This is a genomic window from Paenibacillus sp. KS-LC4 (assembly GCF_036894955.1).
Classification (GTDB): Bacteria; Bacillota; Bacilli; order Paenibacillales; family Paenibacillaceae; genus Pristimantibacillus.
The window spans coordinates 282,596-300,608 of the sequence record NZ_CP145905.1 but is presented as its reverse complement, the minus strand read 5'-3'; the positions used below and the strand labels follow the sequence as shown (position 1 = coordinate 300,608).

General features: G+C 49.6%; 15 protein-coding genes. All 15 read right to left on the bottom strand.

The annotated features are described in order from the left end of the window. Positions 1–46: 46 nt before the first annotated feature. On the bottom strand, positions 47–1,441 hold the full coding sequence (locus V5J77_RS01315; RefSeq protein ID WP_338554008.1) for an extracellular solute-binding protein: 1,395 nt from the start codon (positions 1,439–1,441) through the stop codon (positions 47–49). Positions 1,442–1,492: 51 nt separating this feature from the next. Beyond that, positions 1,493–2,113 (bottom strand): YdcF family protein, encoded by a 621-nt coding sequence (locus V5J77_RS01310; protein WP_338554007.1) that lies wholly within the window; start codon positions 2,111–2,113, stop codon positions 1,493–1,495. Positions 2,114–2,125: 12 nt separating this feature from the next. Beyond that, entirely contained in the window at positions 2,126–3,523 is a 1,398-nt protein-coding gene (locus V5J77_RS01305) for an MBOAT family O-acyltransferase (RefSeq protein WP_338554006.1), read from the bottom strand. A 4-nt stretch (positions 3,524–3,527) separates the two neighbouring features. Then, a complete protein-coding gene (locus tag V5J77_RS01300) occupies positions 3,528–4,574 on the bottom strand; it encodes a hypothetical protein (protein WP_338554005.1) in 1,047 nt (348 codons plus the stop codon). A 32-nt stretch (positions 4,575–4,606) separates the two neighbouring features. After that, positions 4,607–6,244 (bottom strand): glycosyl hydrolase family 28-related protein, encoded by a 1,638-nt coding sequence (locus V5J77_RS01295; RefSeq protein WP_338554004.1) that lies wholly within the window; start codon positions 6,242–6,244, stop codon positions 4,607–4,609. Between the two features lie 35 nt (positions 6,245–6,279). Beyond that, positions 6,280–7,155, bottom strand: coding sequence for an NAD-dependent epimerase/dehydratase family protein (locus V5J77_RS01290; protein ID WP_338554003.1), 876 nt, complete (start codon positions 7,153–7,155; stop codon positions 6,280–6,282). Positions 7,156–7,172: 17 nt separating this feature from the next. Further along, on the bottom strand, positions 7,173–7,748 hold the full coding sequence (locus V5J77_RS01285; RefSeq protein WP_338554002.1) for a sugar transferase: 576 nt from the start codon (positions 7,746–7,748) through the stop codon (positions 7,173–7,175). 38 nt (positions 7,749–7,786) lie between these two features. Then, positions 7,787–8,536 carry a glycosyltransferase family 2 protein gene (locus tag V5J77_RS01280; RefSeq protein WP_338556499.1) on the bottom strand — a complete coding sequence of 250 codons (750 nt, stop codon included), beginning with the start codon at positions 8,534–8,536 and terminating at the stop codon, positions 7,787–7,789. 72 nt (positions 8,537–8,608) lie between these two features. Then, positions 8,609–9,919, bottom strand: a complete 1,311-nt coding sequence (locus V5J77_RS01275) for an O-antigen ligase family protein (protein WP_338554001.1) — start codon at positions 9,917–9,919, stop codon at positions 8,609–8,611. Positions 9,920–9,963: 44 nt separating this feature from the next. After that, positions 9,964–11,784 carry a nucleoside-diphosphate sugar epimerase/dehydratase gene (locus V5J77_RS01270; protein WP_338554000.1) on the bottom strand — a complete coding sequence of 607 codons (1,821 nt, stop codon included), beginning with the start codon at positions 11,782–11,784 and terminating at the stop codon, positions 9,964–9,966. A gap of 43 nt (positions 11,785–11,827) precedes the next feature. Continuing rightward, a complete protein-coding gene (locus tag V5J77_RS01265) occupies positions 11,828–12,970 on the bottom strand; it encodes a glycosyltransferase (RefSeq protein WP_338553999.1) in 1,143 nt (380 codons plus the stop codon). Between the two features lie 26 nt (positions 12,971–12,996). After that, the gene (locus V5J77_RS01260; protein ID WP_338553998.1) at positions 12,997–14,556 is read right to left on the bottom strand and encodes a lipopolysaccharide biosynthesis protein; all 1,560 of its coding nucleotides are present in this window, start codon (positions 14,554–14,556) and stop codon (positions 12,997–12,999) included. Then, a complete protein-coding gene (locus V5J77_RS01255) occupies positions 14,504–15,832 on the bottom strand; it encodes a UDP-glucose/GDP-mannose dehydrogenase family protein (protein WP_338553997.1) in 1,329 nt (442 codons plus the stop codon). The genes V5J77_RS01260 and V5J77_RS01255 overlap by 53 nt, the downstream gene beginning before the upstream one ends. After that, positions 15,832–16,716, bottom strand: coding sequence for a UTP--glucose-1-phosphate uridylyltransferase GalU (galU, locus tag V5J77_RS01250; RefSeq protein ID WP_338553995.1), 885 nt, complete (start codon positions 16,714–16,716; stop codon positions 15,832–15,834). The genes V5J77_RS01255 and galU overlap by 1 nt, the downstream gene beginning before the upstream one ends. A gap of 32 nt (positions 16,717–16,748) precedes the next feature. Next, positions 16,749–17,996 carry a Wzz/FepE/Etk N-terminal domain-containing protein gene (locus tag V5J77_RS01245; RefSeq protein WP_338553993.1) on the bottom strand — a complete coding sequence of 416 codons (1,248 nt, stop codon included), beginning with the start codon at positions 17,994–17,996 and terminating at the stop codon, positions 16,749–16,751. Between the last annotated feature and the right edge of the window lie 17 nt (positions 17,997–18,013).

The following is an 18,013-nucleotide window of genomic DNA, read 5'->3' as shown; positions in this document are numbered from 1 at the left end:
ATACAGGCAAAGCCTTTCAACCCGAGCCGCGGCGCCTTGCACCATCTTAAGGCTTCGTTGCCGCGCTTGAGGCTCTCTCAGAAGCGGCATCAGTTGATGCCCGTCCTGCTGCCTCTGCTGCCGGCGCTGTGGTAGCTTTGCTTGCCAGGTCAGCAAGCCTGCGATTGATTTCCTTTTCAGCCTGATTCAGGATGGTTTTCGGCTTCCAGCCCTTCTCAATGCCTTTGGCTAGCTGATCGTTCCACAGCTTCTGCGTGTCCATATCCAGCGCTGTGTATTTGCGCTCATGCATTTTACTAGCCAGCTCTACATTAAGCGGATAAACGATTTGCCCGCCTAAAAATGCTGAAGGCACAGGCTTTTGGCTGCTTTTGCTCAGCACAGGAGCATAGGCTGGAACCGCATTGCCAAGACCGTATTTCGCATGATCGGTTACAACGTAATTCATGAACGTCCAGGCCATCTCCTTATGCTTGCCGCCGGAAGGCAGTAGAAATACCGAACTGTTCTCCCAACCGTTCAAGTTCAGCGGCAGACGGGTTTGCCGCCACTTGCCCGCCGTTTTCGGTGCCCACTGCTCCAAAACGGAGTCTCCCCAGATGCCTAAGTACACCATAGCTAGCTTGCCCTCCCGAACAGCCTCTTCACCTGATTCCTCCCAAATGTTGACGCCGGGTACATGCTCCTTCAAACGCTGCGTCAGTGCAATCGCCTGCTCGAAGGTATCATTATTGTAAGCGAACTGATTGTTAGCATTAACCAAGCCCGTTTTCTGAGCGCTGGCAAACAGATTGATGGTCTCGCCGTACCACTGCGTAAGCCGAACGCCTTTTTTTTGCAGCGTGTTGTTCATCTTGACCCAGTTATCTGGATCCTCCATATACGTTGCAAGCTTATCCGGATCGGTAGGGAAGCCGTATTTCCCCAAAATATCCTCACGGTAGTAGGTCACCTTCGGCGATGAGGAGAGCGGCCAGCCGATCAGGCGTTTTCCGTCGAAGGAAAGGTTGCTGTCCCACAGCGACTGGCTGAAGCCAGCCTTGTACGCGCCAGCATTGTAAGGAGCGTCGAGCAAATTTTCCAGCTTGTCGCTGTCCCCAAAGCTCGGAAAGGCGGCGCTATCGAGCATAATAATATCTGGAACGCTGCCTGAGGCAAGCGCTTCGCTATATTTTTCAACCTGATCAGCATAGGTAACCTCTGTCACCTTAATTGCAACCTCTGGATGCAGATCGTTAAATGCCTTGATGGTATCCTCCCAGCCGCCATAATAGGTCCAGAAGGACAAGCTGATTTTTTCAGCAGGCTTTACCGGAGATGCTTCTGGAGATGCTTCTGGAGACGCTTTCGGAGGGGCATCCTGCTGCTTCGTTTGGCCAAATGCCAGATAGCCCCCTATTACAAGCGCAAGCAGCACAAGAGCCACCCACATCTTTTTCATCACAAAACCCCCATTATAAAGTTATTTTGGCCGCTGCTGTCATTACTCCATTCAGAATACAGCTTTATTCAAGCGTTTAAGCAGGCGTTTGGCCTCCTTCCCGTCGATGCCGAGCCAATTTCCGCACAGCTTGATATATTCATTTCCGGTAATCATCAGGCTCGTTTTACTGCTCCACCATTTGGCAGCGTTAAACTGCGGGCTTTCGTAACTGGCGTAGGTAAGCCGGATAGCCCCATCCTCAAACGCTTGTTCAAAAAGATATCTCGCCCGGCGCATATGATAATCAGAAGTGACCAAGATAGCAGAGCTGAGCCCATGCTGATCCATAAGCGCCCTTACGTAAGCCGCATTTTCTTTCGTGCTTCGCGCTTGCGTCTCCAAATAAACCCCGCTTAATGGCAAAACAGCAAGGCGAAGCTCCTCTTGAATATAATGGTCGTTTGCACTCGAAATAATGAGTGCTTCCGCTTCATATTGCTGATATATTTCCAGCCCCTTCGCCAGCCGCCCCTCCTCGCCGCTCAATACAATAATCGCCTGCGAGGCGGAAGCGTTCGGCGCAACCGCCAAAAAGTACCCCGCGCGCCATACGGCAACCGCCAGCAAAACGAGCAGCAGGCCTAGCGTCCACAAGGTGCAACGTTTCCTTCGACTCCATTGCCGCTTCAAGCCTCGTCCCCCTTAAAACTGAAAGTAGATAAATGGCGTGGAGGCTGTAGGCATAAGCAGCAGGAGCGCAAGCAGCACAAAAAAGAATATAAACAAGCCGCCAAAAGTCGCCAAATTAACGCTAGGATACGTTTTTAGCCTTACACCCACCACATGGCCGGCCAAAACAAGCACAAGCACGAGGCCTAAATATGGGTAAAACCACATGAGGCCGCCAGTGTCGATGAGGAACATTTTGCGCAGCACCAGCAAGGAATGCTCAAAGCTTTGAGAACGGAAAAACACCCAAGTGACACAGACAAATATAAACGTGAGCGCCCACGCAGCGGCGTTGTATAACCAGTGGTTAATTTCCTGCTTTTTAAGCACATGGTTGAAATAAAGCTTGTGAATGACCAAGGCAAGGCCATGCAGCAGCCCCCATAATACGAAATTCCAGCTTGCACCATGCCATAGGCCGCCAAGCAGCATGACGAGTATGAGATTGATATTGGCACGAATCGGCCCTTTGCGATTGCCGCCAAGCGAGAAATACAAATATTCTCTGAGCCATGAAGACAGCGAAATATGCCAGCGCCGCCAAAACTCTGTGACGCTGCGGGACAGGTAAGGCATATTAAAGTTATGCGGAATGTCGATGCCCATACATTTTGCCGAGCCGATTGCCATATCGGAGTAGCCGGAAAAATCGCAATAAATTTGCACCGCATACGCAATGACTGCGAGCCATACGGTGAGTGGCGAATATTCGCCGGGACTTGCAAATACCGGATCGACAAACATCGCCATATGATCGGCGATAATAATCTTTTTGACCAGACCAAAGATGAATATTTGTCCGCCTTCAATTAGATTGCTGCGCTTAATGACGATGTCACGGGCCATTTGTGGCAGAAAATGCCGCGGCTTGAGAATCGGCCCTGCGATCAAATGCGGAAAAAACACGATTAACAGCGAAAAGTCCCAAATGGACGATGGCTTGATGTCGCGCTTGTACACATCAATCGTATAGCTCATCACCTCGAACGTAATAAACGAGATCCCCACAGGAAGCACGATGGACAGCAGTGGAAACGTCATGCCAAACTGATCCAGCAGGCCATTTGCCGAATCTATGAAAAAATTAAAATATTTGAAGAAGCCCAGAATGGCGAGATTGGCAATGACGCTGAAAATAAGCCAGCGCTTGCGCACCGCAGCCTCTGTAGCCCGGTCAATCGACACGGCACTCACATGGTTGATAAGCGTCATCACCAGCACGAGCAGGACGAAGCGGTAATCCCATACGCTGTAAAAATAGTAGCTGCCGACTAGCAAAACCGCTTTTTTTAGCGCATGTATTTTAATAGTAGATAACAGGATAAGCATTACGGCAAAAAACAGCAGATACTCCCAGCTTGAAAATATCATTTTCTCATCTTCCTTCGAAATAATTCGCTACTGCTTTGCTCACTAAATCATGTCCTGAGCTGTTCATATGCCCAGTTCCATATGTAGTGTTGGAGAAGCCATAGGCTGGCAGCCCCGTATCCTGATAGGCCTTCACAAAATCCCGTCTCATATTCAGCATTGGAATACCCTGCTCCTTGGCTGTGCGCTCGGCCATTTCTTCAAAATATCCAGGCTGCTGCTCGCCATCTAGCGACTGAAAGTCGATTTGGGGTAAAAAGACAAAAACAAGCTTCGGATATTTTTCCTTCAAAATACCGAATATCCAGCTGACCAGCTGTTCGTCCCCCGCTTGAGGTGTAAAATCTGGGCTTTTGGTATCGTCTGGCGCAGCTTCATCCTTCTCCAGCAGCTTTTGCAAATGATCAGAGCCAACACGAACAACGGACAGCCGCAATAGGCCATAGAAGGCTTGAAGCTTTGCTGCAACCGCATTGCGGCTAACAAAGTCTTCATTAAAAACAAGCTTATACGAGTCTCCGTCTTTCGTGGCATAGTAGCTGGCATTTTCACCGTACAGATCCTTGAGATCATTCTCATTAATCTGGATGACAACGGCATCGGGATCGACGCGCTTCTTGTAGAAGTCAGCCAAATAGGCATAATGTGCGGGTGAGGCGGAGCTGCGGCCAGCATCATAGGTCATGACCTTGCGTGAATCCAGCTCAGGCATTCGTGTCTGGACTTGGCGAAAAAACTTCACTTGATCGCCAACTTGAAGCGCTTCCGTGTAGGAATCGCCCAAAAATAAGATTCGGTACTCTGCCTTGCGGGCAGCGGCCGTTTCATTCGGATCGGGAAAAGGCTGCGCGATGGCGCCTTCCGCATAAATTTTAGTGATGCCGTAGCCTTCCTGCCCGTTCACATAAAGCCCCGGGTTCAGGATGCGCCCCAGTTCAGGATGCTGCTGGAAGCCTGTCGTGCGTATCGTTGTAACCTCTAAAATGCCTTCCCAGGCAACCAGCGCCACAAGCAAGGCCAGCAGCGCTTTACCCGCAAGTTTGTACCTCATGATTTCCACACCCCATTATTAACTTCCATTGTCTACGATGCCCCGCTATAAACCGCAGGGTAATGGACGGATTTCGTAAAGATGCCGAACGAATTAATAACCGCCTTGCCGCTGCCAGCTGTAACGCCGACCCAAATCTTCTTCACGTTATCGAGCACGTCGAAATAGATTGGATCTGCCATATCGCGGGCCGACATATAGACACCGCCGTACGTATCTGCAAAATAAAAGCTATTGTTACTCATACCGCGCAGCCAATTGCCCGAGCTGCTTAGCAGCTTGCCATTTTTATCATAGCCGCGAACGATAACCCGTCCGCCCAGCTCATCCTGCGCCGCACGTTTAATAACGAACTGCTTAACGACCGAGACATCGACCATTACCCCTATCGCGACACAGCCATTTGCAAAAGTAACAAAGCCTTTACTGCTGCTGATGCAGGTAAAATTATTCGTCGCCGCAGGCTCGCCGCCCTTATTGCTCAAGAAGGACATCCCCTCAAGCGAGGCAGTTGCATTCGACTTGCTCCAGCGCTCGGACAAATTGAATGATTCACGCAACATGAATTGGTCAAAAAAGCTCGATTCCTGCGTCGATACAATTTGATTGCCGAACTCCGATTGGTCATCCAGCTTAGCGTCGCCGTAGCTGACGTTAAAGGTGTTATTGTTGCTTTTATTTTTCAATCGAGCCATATAAACGCCATTTGTCTCATTGCGAACATAATCAAAGGTGTTGTTCAGACCATGCTCAATAACAATCGGCACGCTCTCGGCAGAGCCTGTCGTATTGCGCTGGTTTAGCTCAAAGCTAGGCTTTACGAATACGTTGTTGTTATTATTCGTATAGGAGCCGTCCTCCGTCGTAATGACAATGCCGTATCGGCTCTGCGACGTATTGTTGCCGCTCCACACCGCGAAGTTGCCGCCCGTATACAAATTTTCATTGTTCCAGCCAGATACTTTTGCTTTGTTTCGCTTATTGGTTACCTTTAGGCCGATTTGATTGGAGGTAAGCTTGCCAAGCCGAATGTCATTGTAGGCAAAGCCTGTACCGATCCCAATCGTCTCTACGCCTACGGTGAAGTTTTCGGCACGCTGAATATGAACGCCTGAATTGTTGGCATTGATAATCATGATACCGATCGACTTGTGCGTCTTGTCCTTGGACCAATCCGCCAGCTTGCCTCGCCGTACGTTAAGGCCGCTGTATTCAGCTCCCGTCACAGTACCTTCCTCGCCAAGCGTCAGAAAAGGCTCATAGGCCGTTCCGGTATAGATGAGCGGAGCACGCTGATCCACCGAAATATTCGCTGGAATCACAATCGCTTTGGAGGAGCGGTATTCCGTTAGCTCCGGGAAAAGCAGTGTTACTTGCCGGCCCTTGTCCCGCAGCGCCTTTGCCTTGGCAATTGCTTTGGAAATCGCGCTCCAATCATCCTTTTTGCCGTCCCCTGCTGCACCGTAATCTACTACATTAATAAAAGAGGCATCCGCACTGCTTGTCGCTGCGGCTGCGCTCGCAACTGGATTGCCCTCCACCTCCAGGTGAAAGCCTGTGCTACCGCCATCAGAGAAGGTTTGCTCCTTATCTGATTTCAGCGATGGCAAAGCCAGCGCGGCAAGCATAACAACCAATAAACTAATTCCCCAAATCAAGCTGCGTCTCATCGTGTTGTTGTTTCCCTCTCTTGTGAATCGGCTCATTATATCGTCCCATGCTTGCGCAGCGCTGCAACTTCCAGCTTGATGGTTTCATCGAAGCCAATCGGCTTGAAATCCAGCTCCTTCGCCGCCTTGGAGTAGTCAAAGTTTTTATCCTCATTCAGGCGGAGAACCTTCTCATAATTAATGATTCGATTAGGTATTTTTTCTCCGATTCGGCCTGCGAGCAAAGCAAGCTTATAAGGGATGTGCAGAAATACCATTTTTTTGCCCATCGCCCCAGCGATCAGACTAAGCAGCTCCTTGTATTTCAGCGGCGCTTTGCCCGCCACATCATATTCCTGACCTCGCGTCAGCTCCTCGCGGTTCAGCATGGAAACGAGCACCTTCGCCAGATCATTGGCATAAATCGGATGCATCAGGCCATCTCCCGCTCCCAAAATCGGATAAACGGGAAAACGATTCATGATTTTAACGAGCATATGGATGTTGCCATCCTGATGATTGCCGCAAATCATCGACGGACGAATAATCGTATAGGTCAGACCGCTGGCACGCAGAAGCTGTTCATTTTGTAAATCAATATGCGATGAGCTCTTGAACTTGCTGTATATGCCTGTGCTGTTCACGTAATAAAGGCGTTGAATCCCATGCTGAAGGCAGGCATCGAGCACATTTTTCAGTTGATTTCGCGGCGCCAGATGCAGCACCTCCGTTATACCCTCACGGCCAAGAGCCTTCAACACATCGTCTGCATCGCGCAAATTGCCGTAGACGTAATGCTCGCCATCCTTCATCCAGGATACGTCGCTTGATTCCCTGATCATGTAGCATATTTGATCGCGATTGAAATCCCGTTGAAGCTGCTCATATAGAAATCGCCCCGTCAGTCCTGTTATGCCCGTTACCAGAATCATTGCTTTTGCCTCCTGCCTTAAGCTTTAATATCACTTGCTTTAAAAACTTTGAAAATCGTGATAAAAATAATTTTAATGTCAAAGCCGAAGGACATCTGCTGCAAATAATGCTCGTCCAGACGGACCTTCTCGTCATCGGAGATCGAATCCCGGCCCGATACTTGGGCATAGCCCGTCAAGCCTGGCTTAATATCATTGATTTTACGGTTATTTCGCATCTCAATCAGAGAATATTGATTGTACAGCGCAGGCCTTGGGCCAACGACTGACATTTCCCCCTTCACGACATTAATAAGCTGAGGCAGCTCGTCGAGGCTTGATTTTCGCAAAAATCTTCCCGTCTTCGTTATGTAGGATGCTGGGTCTTGCAGCAAATCCGTTGCTACGTTCGGCGTATCCGTCCGCATGCTGCGGAACTTGTAAATCGCGAACAGCTGGTTATTTTGCCCCATCCGCTGCTGGACGAAAAACACGGGACCCCGTGATTCCAGCTTGATTAAAATCGCCACCACCAGCATGACCGGGCTGAAGGCGATTAGCGCGATGCCAGCAGAAATAAAATCGAAGGCTCTTTTCCCAAATTGATTGTACATGCGTTCTCGCTCCTCCCCACACTATATAGCCTCTATCTCTACAATCTCTTAAACACGGCGTTCTTAACGTAATTTATCAGGCACCAAAAAGCTGTAAACGGATTAAGCTTCTCAACATCACGGTACAAGCGCCACATCTTGTATACGGCTTTTATTTTATTGTTCGATATCGAGCCTTTCACGAGACGATAATAGCTCAGCTCGACGGGCAAGCCGTAGGCCAAATGCCCTTTTTTCAAAATCGACAGCCACATGCCCGTGTCCTGCTTCGCCCGAATGTTCGGCATTTGCACCTGACCAAGCTTATGTCGATCGAGCATGACGGTAAGGCAGCCGATAATCGTATTTTTCAATAGCGTATCGTAATTAATAGAAGGAACCACTCCGATTACTCGCTCTGTAAGTTCCCCTTCCTCTGACATGACACGATAGCTCGTGAAGGAGAAGCCGATATCCTGCGTTCGCATAAAATCAAGCTGTAGCGTTAGCTTCGTCGGGAGCCACAAATCATCGCTGTCCAGAAAGGCGAGGTAACGGCCACGCGACATATTGATCGCGGTATTGCGGGCAACCGCCGCTCCACTGTTCTTCTGCAAGCGATGCAGCTTAATCCGGCTGTCGAGCGCAGCTTCCGCTTCAATAATTTCGCAGGAATTGTCCGTGGAGCAATCATCCACAATAATCATTTCCCAATCCTCAAACGTCTGGGCTTTCACCGAAGCAATCGTTTCCTTTATAAAACGCGAGCAGTTGTAGGACGGCGTTACAATCGTAACGACCGGGTCCATCAGATTAGACACGAATATCCCTCCAGCTTATCAATAGAGAACTTGCAGCGCAGGCGCAGGCCAGGCGGCCGCCTACTTTTTGAGAAAGCTCAGCGGCTTGCGCTCTTGCAGCGTTGCATAGGGCAGCAGCCAGGCTATCGCCACATAGCAGAACAACAAGCGATTTTCATTCAAATCGCCAGAAACATTAGCGTTTAGGAATAGGAAGATGACCGAGAAAACAGTAACCAAAGTGAAGCGGTCTGTCATTTTTCCGGAAATAAATTGGGCAGCTGCTCGAATCGCTCCCCAAAGTATCGCCAGAAACAGCAATACGCCCGCAAGTCCCAGCTCGCTCCACAGCTCCAGAAAAATATTATGCGGATAGTTCGAAACATCCTCATGGGCGAACGCTATCGTAAAGCTGCCAATGCCGCCGCCGAAGAAAAAATGATCCTGAATCATTTGCCATGCCACCGCATAGCGCTCGACTCGTCCCTCCGCCGACTCTCCGCCCCCCGGCTGATTAAACAGCACCGAGATTCGGTAAATAAACGTATCCATCACGCCAGAAGCCACGAGTGGCACTGCGAGCAACGCGAGCAGAAAAATAATAAAAAAAAGCGAGCCTACTCCTTTGGAGAAGGTGATTTTGCCCCGGTTCACTTTCACGGACAGGAGCATGATCAGCACGATCGTTCCGACCAATGTAATAAGCGGCGTCCGGGCGCCGCTGACAGCAACCGATAGAAAGGTCAACGCCAGAAATAGGCTGGCGACAATTTTGGCTGGTGTCCGCAGCAGCGGATTGTATAAATATAAACCGATCAAGGCGATAACCGCGATGCCATTCGTTCGTCCCAGCGAGAGATAATCCGAGCCCAGCACCTCAATCTGCCCGATGAATTGACCAGCTTGCAGCTTCTCCAAAAACGTCTGCAAGCAATAGAAGGTCATCAGCGAGGAGACGGCAATAATGCCGACGAAAAATCGCTCCAGCCCTTTTTTATCACGAATAAGCAAAAAAGGCCCGATGAAGGACCAGGCGGTCAGCAGCATGAAGCGGGATGTTTTCTGAATTGCAAATGAATAGCTTGTTGAATAAGAAAAGCTGAACAGCATGTAGCCAAGCAGCAGCACGAATAGCAGCAGCGGGATTAGCGCCGGCTTCGGCAGCTCTTGGGATTGCATAAGGCGGATAAAATAAAGAAACAGCGTGACAGCCATTAGAAAAAAGGTTAAGTCCACAGGAAACGATATGCCCGATTTAATATAGCCGGATAATAAAAATACGCCTAGCAGAAATTCCCCTGACGCGAGAATCGCAAACGGGGCAGCAAGCGCGCCCCACTTCCGCCCAGCGCCAGGAAAGAGCGTGGCCCCAAATGCATTTGCTTTTAACATCAGCGACCACCCTCTCTTTTCTTAAATAATCGTATGCAATAAAGCTATACGGCATTGCGGCTGCGGGATGTGATCGTCCGCTTCACGAAGGCTTTAACCTCCGACAAATCAGAACGTATAATGCCCTCCAAATGCTGAAGCTCCAGCATGACCGGCTCAACATCCTGCGCCATCGGCTTGCCGATGAAAATGCGGTTGTTCAGCGTAGCCGACACGCCTTCAGCATCGGTCAGCAGCTCTTCATACATTTTCTCGCCCGGACGCAGGCCGGTGAATTTAATGTCAATATCGCGATACGGCTCGAAGCCGGATAACCGAATCAAGTCCTTGGCCAGCTCGTAAATTTTGACAGGCTTGTCCATATCGAGTATGAACACCTCGCCGCCCTTGGCGAAGGCGCCTGCTTGCACGACAAGTTGGGAAGCTTCCGGTATCGTCATAAAATAACGGATCATCTCCGGGTCGGTTACGGTAACCGGGCCGCCCTCGGCAATCTGTGCCTTGAACAGCGGAATAACGCTGCCCCGACTTCCCAACACGTTGCCAAAGCGCACAGCTGCAAATTTCGTATTGCTATAAAAGCTGATCGACTGCACGATAATTTCCGCTACGCGCTTCGTCGCCCCCATCACACTTGTCGGATTAACCGCCTTGTCCGTCGAGATGAGCACAAAGCGTTCTACGCCATGCTGGTCGCAGGCTTCGGCCACATTTTTCGTACCGATAATATTGTTCATAACCGCCTGTCTTGGGTTGCGCTCCATTAAAGGAACGTGCTTGTGGGCAGCAGCATGGAACACCACTTGGGGACTGTATTCGCCAAACAGCGCGAACAGCGTTTCACGGTCTTGCACATCGGCGATAATCGCCTCCGTCTTTAATTCCTTAAAGGTCTTGCTCAGCTCCATATCAATTTGATAGATGCTGTTTTCCCCATGACCGAGCAGCAGCAGCTTGCCTGGCTTAAACGGAGCAATTTGGCGGCATAGCTCGGAGCCAATGGAGCCGCCCGCTCCCGTCACCAATACAACCTTGCCCTCCACATAATTCGCAATGCCCTCAAGGTCGATAGCTACCGGGCTTCTGCCAAGTAAATCTTCTACTTCGACGTTGCGAATCGAGGATGCCGTCACCTTGCCGAGAATAATGTCATCCAGCCGCGGCACAATCTTAAGCTCGCAGCCTGTTTCCTTGCAGAGATTGATAATCTCGGAAATATCCTTTTTGCTTGCTGCGGGAAGCGCAATAATGATGTGGTTGATCTCATGCTTCTCCACAACGCTGGAGATATCATTACGATTGCCCAGTACACGGAGTCCGCCTACGCGGTTGCCCCGCTTCTGCTCATCATCATCAATGAAACCGACCGGATAGCTGTTGTTGATGTATTTGTTTTGCTTGATTTCCTTGGCCACCATCGAGCCGCAATCGCCTGCGCCGATAATCAATACTTTGAGGTCGCCGGTGCCTTTTTTGTTGTAGGTGTCGCTCTTAAGACGCAGCGCAAAGCGCGTGCTGCCCTTGACGATTAGCGAGGACTGGAAAATGAACAGCAGCAGCGCGAGATCCACCCACTCCCACTTCAGAACGCTAAACAACAATCCGCTGACGATAACGCCTAACGAAACCGCTTTGAAAATAGACACAAGCTCGCCGACGCTCGAATACTTCCATATGCGCTGGTACAAATTGTAACGAAGCATGAATAAAATCGTTGATGCTGACAGGACAGGTGCGAAAATAAGCACCGCATGCCAGTAGCTCGCTCCTTCGCCTTCATAAATCAAAGCGAATCCGATAAACGTAATGAGCGTACACGTAATAATATCAACGAATAATAAGAGTGGAATTCTTTTTTTCCACATCTCTCTTCTCTCCTCCTATACCAACTCACTATAATTGTAGACTCTATTTGGTCAGCAGCCGCGAGTAGAAACCAAGCAGCTTGTTCTCTTCATGCACCCAGTTCAGTTCCTCGCGTACGGCTCGCCTTCCGTTGCGCCCCATTCTCGCCGCTTTTTCCGGATCTTTCTTAAGTTCATTAATCGCCCGCAGCACCGCCTGTCCATCGTGAGGATCAACTGCAATACCGCACTCATGAAGCTTGACGAACGCTTCCCAGCTTGGGAAATTCGAGCAAATAATCGGAAGCCCCGCATTCATATACTCAAAAAACTTCGTCAGCTCCTTCTTCGCATAATGCTCAGTCGGCGGGAAGAGCGCGAGACCAGCGAGCCAGCGGCTCTCGGCATAATAGGCATCAATCGCATCGCGTGCAATAAACTTCTCCACGCCGTCAATCGTTACGCGAGCCGCTGCTTCCCCGGCAGCTTCTGCAACCCGGTCCGCTATCGACTGCGCGCATTTGCCAACATAATGCACGTGAATACGCTTGTCCAGCTTCGCTATCTGAGCATGAAGCTCAGAGCCGCGATCCAGCGTGACGTTGCCCGTGTAGAGCAGATGAATGGCATCATTGTGCTGCGCTGCGCTTGCTTCCTCACTTGCAGCAGGCTTATCCTCCATCGGCTGTAAAATCGGATAGTTCAGCACATCTACGCCGCGCAAATACTTATCCCGATAATATTTTTCTGCCAGCACAATTTCGAACTGGTTGATGCAGAGCTTCTCTACAAGGCGATAAATGCCCGCAAGTGTATTTCTAGCCCACACCGGCAAATATTTTTTTTGGCGAATGCCTGTTTCGTAATCCTCGTGGATGTCATAAATGACATGATTGGATTTATTTTTGAGCAGCCAGCCTACCCAAATCAGCTCGGGATCATGAAAATGATACACATCCGCCTCAAGCTGCTTCGCGAGCCGGTAAGCCTGCCAGCTATTTTTCGTCATACGAACCCAGCGGTTCGCTGCTTTCTTAAGCTTGATCAGCTTGAAAGCTGGCTTTACTCGGTCCAGATCCGGATGGTCCGTCGCAATCAGCGTCACATCATAGGCCGCATTCGCGAGCGAGGCACATTCTTTATGGAAAATGCGGGTATCCATCGGATGGTGCACCGTTGTCATATGAACCACCTTATGTTGAACCATCGTAAAACCACCTTTTGCCTGAAAATTTAAGCTTGCCGTTTTCTACGCACCTTGCGCAGCACCTGCTGCATTTTACCGCGGAGTGCCGTTCTGCTCGTATGTACCATCACACCAGGGAACAACAGCACGACGATTGTAAACCAGACAATCGCGAAGCTGCCGAATCCCACAAGGTTTACGAAGCTGATCCAGCCAAGCGGCCTGAACAGTTCCGTCACGGTATATAAGCCAATCAGCATCCACACACTGCCGAGCAGCGCCGGCAAATGCGCTTTGCCCAGCTCACGCCACGTACACGACAAAATCGTTTTACACAAGTAAAGCATATTGAAGTAGTGCAAGCTTATGGCAATCAAAACGCCGAAAGCGGCCCCAGACAAGCCCCAGTGCATACCAATCAATGCGCCCGCAATAACGAACAGAACATAGAGCACCTGGCGCGAAGCCCGTTTGTACACATATCCTCTTGCCAGTACAAGAGAATTACTGATCTTGTAAGTCGTACGGAATAACATGCCCATACATAAAATTTGGAATGGCAAAACGACCTCTGTCCACCCGCTTCCCAGAACCACAGCAACAATCTCGGAAGCCAGCAGGTAACAGATGACGCTAATAGGAGCAACAAGCAAGGATGTATAAGAAATACTTCTTATATAAGAAGCTTTTAGCTGCTGAAGATCATCCTGGAGCTTGGACATTGAAGAAAACAACACTTTATCAAGCACTTGTCCAAGCAGCGTAGCAGGAAGCACCGCCAGCTGATAGGCTCTGCCGTACATGCCCAGCGCGGCTGCTCCGAGCCCGCGGCCAATGATTAAATTGTCGCTCTGGACCGCTAAATAATTGCTTAAGCTGTCGATGGTTGCGCCACCGCCGAACCGCAGCAGCGATTTCGCAGCTTGTACATGTCCACTCGCCTTTTCCCGCAGAAACCGAGGCGGCTGCGCGGCAATGAGCATCGTAAAACGAATAGCCGTCTGCACCAAATGAGCGGTTAACAGCGCCCATATGCCATAGCCATACACGCCGAGCGTAATGCCGACGATGCCATAGCCCGCCGTATAAGATACGATTTGCGACAGCGATAGCTGACGGAACTTCAGCTCCCGTTGCAGCAAAGCTTCAGAAACAATGGCAACGCCATTGAGCGGAAACACGAGTGCCAATATGCCCAGCACGGCTGCAAGCTGCGGCATTTTGAAAAAATCCGCCAGCAGCTCAGAGGACAGCCACAGTGCGGCTGCCACCAGGGTGCCAAGTATGGAAGAAATAAAGAAGGAAACCTGCAAGTCCACCGTCTGAATTTCCTTACGCTGAACAATAGCCGGACCTACGCCAATACTGGCAAACAAGGTCGAGAAGCTGACGATGACGAGCGCCAAATTAATGAGTCCAAACTCCTCGGCACCGACGAAGCGGGCAAGGACCATCAGGACGACCATCTGAATGACATTTTGCAATCCGGTTCCCGTGAATGCCCACAGAAAGCCCTTGCGGGTTCTGCGGGTCAAGCCGGCCTCCGACACATGATTATCCGAGTTGGCTGGCATAAGCGTTAATATCCGGGCGTCCGATGGAAGCATAGACGAACTGCCGCTTCTCCATCTCTGCCAAATCAAATATGTTGCGTCCGTCAATCAGTATCGGCTGCTTAAGCCGCTTCTTCACTTCATCCAAATCCATCTTCACGACCTGCGGCCATTCGGTCAAAATCACGCATGCATCGCAGCCGTCGACCGTTTGCAGCAGATCATCGGAATAAGCAACATCTGCGCCAATGACCAGCTTCGCCTGTTCAACCGCTACCGGATCATACGCATGCACCTCAGCACCGCGGTTAATAAGCTCACGAATGATTGGAATCGAAGGCGCGGAGCGCATATCGTCTGTTTCCGGCTTAAATGCCAGACCAAGCACGGCGATTTTTTTGCCTGCAACAGAGCCAACAATCGTATCAATTTTTTGCACAAAATGGATCGGCTGATTTTTATTCGTTGTAATAACCGATTCAATCAGCTTAAATTCGTAACCGACATTTTTGGAAATGGAAATGAGTGCCTCCGTATCTTTCGGAAAGCAGGAGCCCCCAAAGCCAATTCCGGCATCTAAAAATTTATTTCCAATGCGGCTATCCAGCCCTAGCCCATAAGACAAATCGACGACATTCGCACCGACACGCTCGCAAATATTAGAAATATCATTAATGAAGGAAATTTTCATCGCGAGGAAGGCATTGCTGGCATATTTAATCATTTCAGCCGTTTCAATGTTCGTCTCGACGATGATGGTGTTGAATGGTTCATGCAGCTCGCGAATCAACTGCATCGCCTGCTTGCTTTCGGCGCCAATGACGGCACGCTCCATATTCATGCAATCCTTAATAGCTGTTCCTTCGCGCAAAAACTCTGGATTAGAAACGACATCGAAGCTCGCTCCGCTCGCACCCACATGCTGGCGAATGATCGCTTCTACTCGCTTGCCCGTTCCAACAGGCACCGTGCTTTTGTTCACGACAACTTTATAGCCGTTCAGCGACTTCCCAATCGTCTCCGCTACGCCGTCAACGTACGTCAAATCCGCTTCGCCGGTTGGGGACATTGGCGTGCCTACTGCAATATAAATAATATCCGAAGCCTTAACGGCCGCTTCCACATCGCTGGAGAAAGCAAGTCTTCCCGCTTGACGATTAGCATGTACCAATTCAGCAAGGCCCGGCTCATAGATCGGAATTTGACCGTCGTTGAGCTGGTCGATTTTATTTTGGTTAATGTCGGCACAAATGACATGATGACCTTTCTCAGCGAAGCAAGCACCGTTCACCAGGCCAACGTAGCCTGTACCAATTATCGTAACTTTCATTATGCATTCACTCCACTTTTCGCACGGCTTAAAATCTGTTCAAGCGATTTAATTAAATCAGCAGAAAACTCCTGACGTTCGAGTGCAAACTCTACATTTGTTAAAATAAAGCCTGGAATTTCGCCGACATCATAACGTCTGCCTTCGAATAGGTAAGCGAGCACATCTTGGGCCTGATTAAGCTTTTGCAACGCATCGGTCAATTGAATTTCCTGACCTGCTCCAGCCTCTTGCTGCTCAATCAAGTTAAACACTTCCGGCGTCAGTACATAACGTCCCATGATCGCAAAGTTGGAAGGGGCTGTACCCAGCTTCGGCTTCTCTACCAAATTGTTCACTTTAATAAAACGGTCATTTACCTCGGATGGATCAATAATGCCGTAACGCGTCGTCTCTTTATCCGGCACATGCTGTACGCCGATCACCGATTTACCCGTTTGCTCAAAAGCATCAATTAATTGCTTTGTGCATGGCGTATCGCCTTTAACGATATCATCACCAAGCAATACGGCAAATGGCTCGTTGCCAATAAATTTACGCGCGCACCAAATCGCGTGGCCGAGACCTTTTGGTTCTTTTTGACGGATATAGTGAATGTCGACTTTGGAAATTTCCTGTACCTTCTCAAGCAAATGCAGTTTTTCGTTTTTCAGCAAATTCGCTTCCAGCTCAAACGCATTGTCAAAATGATCCTCAATCGAACGTTTGCCTTTGCCTGTTACGATAATAATTTCTTCAATGCCGGATTTTACGGCCTCTTCTACAATATATTGAATCGTTGGTTTGTCCAATACGGGAAGCATCTCTTTCGGCATCGCCTTTGTAGCTGGCAAAAACCTTGTTCCAAGTCCAGCTGCCGGAATAATCGCTTTAGTTACTTTCATCGTAATTCCCCCCCAAGTTAGATAAAACGTGATTACACTTCAATAAACACGATACTATTTATCTGAACATCCATTGCCGCGAGACGGCTTTTCCATTCCTGTGCAACCGGAGCAAGTACCCGGTTCTCCTTGATTACGAGCGTATGCCAATCGGCCAGCCCCGCAATCGTCTGCGCTTCCGAGCAATGAACATAAGAAGGCAAATCCCAGATCACAACCTCGTAGCTCTCCCTAAGCTTTGCCATCAGCTCCTCAGCTGAAGATTTCATGGAAAGACTGCCGCCTACTACACATACCTCGATGAAATCCAACTGCTTTCCAGCGGTTTTGATTTTCCCATAAAAGCCTTGGCTAATGGGCCATTCCGCATAGCCCTTTTTGCCCGATGACGAGCTTGACAGCTTGCCGTTCGGATTAAATCTCACCCAGGCGACCTTGTTTTCTCCCGACAGCTTCATCGCCAGCTGCTTGCTGATATTTCCGCATGCACTTTTACGGTCAAGCGTTCCGAAGGCCCATGTGCGCTGCCCGCTTTTCTCCATCACATGGCGGTAACGCAGCGCACGCGATTTCGCTTCCTCTGCCATACGGCGCTTCAACCATCCTCCATAAAACGGGATAGCTATTTCCAACCGGCTGGCGAGCTTCGTTGTTTCCATTGGAACTTCGGCGAATATCGCTTGCACCTCGGCTGCTGTCTGCAGCTTGCGCGACATCATATGCAGCAGAAGCCACAAGCATAAAATCACAATGAGTCCGCCAACAAACGAGAGCAGCATATAAAATAATGGATTAGCGCTCACATAATCCGCCTTTTCCGCGCTTGCCTTATGCAACAGGACAATGTTGTTGATTTTGAACAGCTCCAAGCTTTGCGAGCGGAACACGCTGACGACGGTGTTGGCAATGGAGGCTGCCTGCTTGCGGTCACCATCCGTTACGGTAATACGGATAACCTGCGATAGCTCGACGCTTTTCGCGCTAACTTTGGCAGCCAGTTGGTCTGTGCTGTAAGGCAGGTCAAGCGCCGCAATTACCTGCTCCAAAATCAGTGGGTTTTTCAAAATAACATTATACGTATCCATCAGCTTGAGACTGCCTTGAATTGAAGTGAAGTTATCGCTCGTCTCTTGTGAGGTTATTAAAACTTCAGCCGTTGCCTTATAGGAAGGAGGGCTTTGCATCTTCACATAGCCTACTGCGACTGACAGCAGCAGTGCCGGAATTATGACAAACGGCAATCTGCGGATGATCAGCTTAACTATTCTGTGTATTTCCAAATCTCTCATCCCCTTGC

What these genes read in the sequence shown, in the direction of transcription:
- V5J77_RS01315 (WP_338554008.1), bottom strand. Translation starts at nt 1,441, where the DNA reads ATGAAAAAGATGTGGGTGGCTCTTGTGCTGCTTGCGCTTGTAATAGGG.
- V5J77_RS01305 (WP_338554006.1), bottom strand. Translation starts at nt 3,523, where the DNA reads ATGATATTTTCAAGCTGGGAGTATCTGCTGTTTTTTGCCGTAATGCTT.
- V5J77_RS01300 (WP_338554005.1), bottom strand. Translation starts at nt 4,574, where the DNA reads ATGAGGTACAAACTTGCGGGTAAAGCGCTGCTGGCCTTGCTTGTGGCG.
- V5J77_RS01295 (WP_338554004.1), bottom strand. Translation starts at nt 6,244, where the DNA reads ATGAGACGCAGCTTGATTTGGGGAATTAGTTTATTGGTTGTTATGCTT.
- V5J77_RS01290 (WP_338554003.1), bottom strand. Translation starts at nt 7,155, where the DNA reads ATGATTCTGGTAACGGGCATAACAGGACTGACGGGGCGATTTCTATAT.
- V5J77_RS01285 (WP_338554002.1), bottom strand. Translation starts at nt 7,748, where the DNA reads ATGTACAATCAATTTGGGAAAAGAGCCTTCGATTTTATTTCTGCTGGC.
- V5J77_RS01280 (WP_338556499.1), bottom strand. Translation starts at nt 8,536, where the DNA reads ATGGACCCGGTCGTTACGATTGTAACGCCGTCCTACAACTGCTCGCGT.
- V5J77_RS01275 (WP_338554001.1), bottom strand. Translation starts at nt 9,919, where the DNA reads ATGTTAAAAGCAAATGCATTTGGGGCCACGCTCTTTCCTGGCGCTGGG.
- V5J77_RS01270 (WP_338554000.1), bottom strand. Translation starts at nt 11,784, where the DNA reads ATGTGGAAAAAAAGAATTCCACTCTTATTATTCGTTGATATTATTACG.
- V5J77_RS01265 (WP_338553999.1), bottom strand. Translation starts at nt 12,970, where the DNA reads ATGGTTCAACATAAGGTGGTTCATATGACAACGGTGCACCATCCGATG.
- V5J77_RS01260 (WP_338553998.1), bottom strand. Translation starts at nt 14,556, where the DNA reads ATGCTTCCATCGGACGCCCGGATATTAACGCTTATGCCAGCCAACTCG.
- V5J77_RS01255 (WP_338553997.1), bottom strand. Translation starts at nt 15,832, where the DNA reads ATGAAAGTTACGATAATTGGTACAGGCTACGTTGGCCTGGTGAACGGT.
- galU (WP_338553995.1), bottom strand. Translation starts at nt 16,716, where the DNA reads ATGAAAGTAACTAAAGCGATTATTCCGGCAGCTGGACTTGGAACAAGG.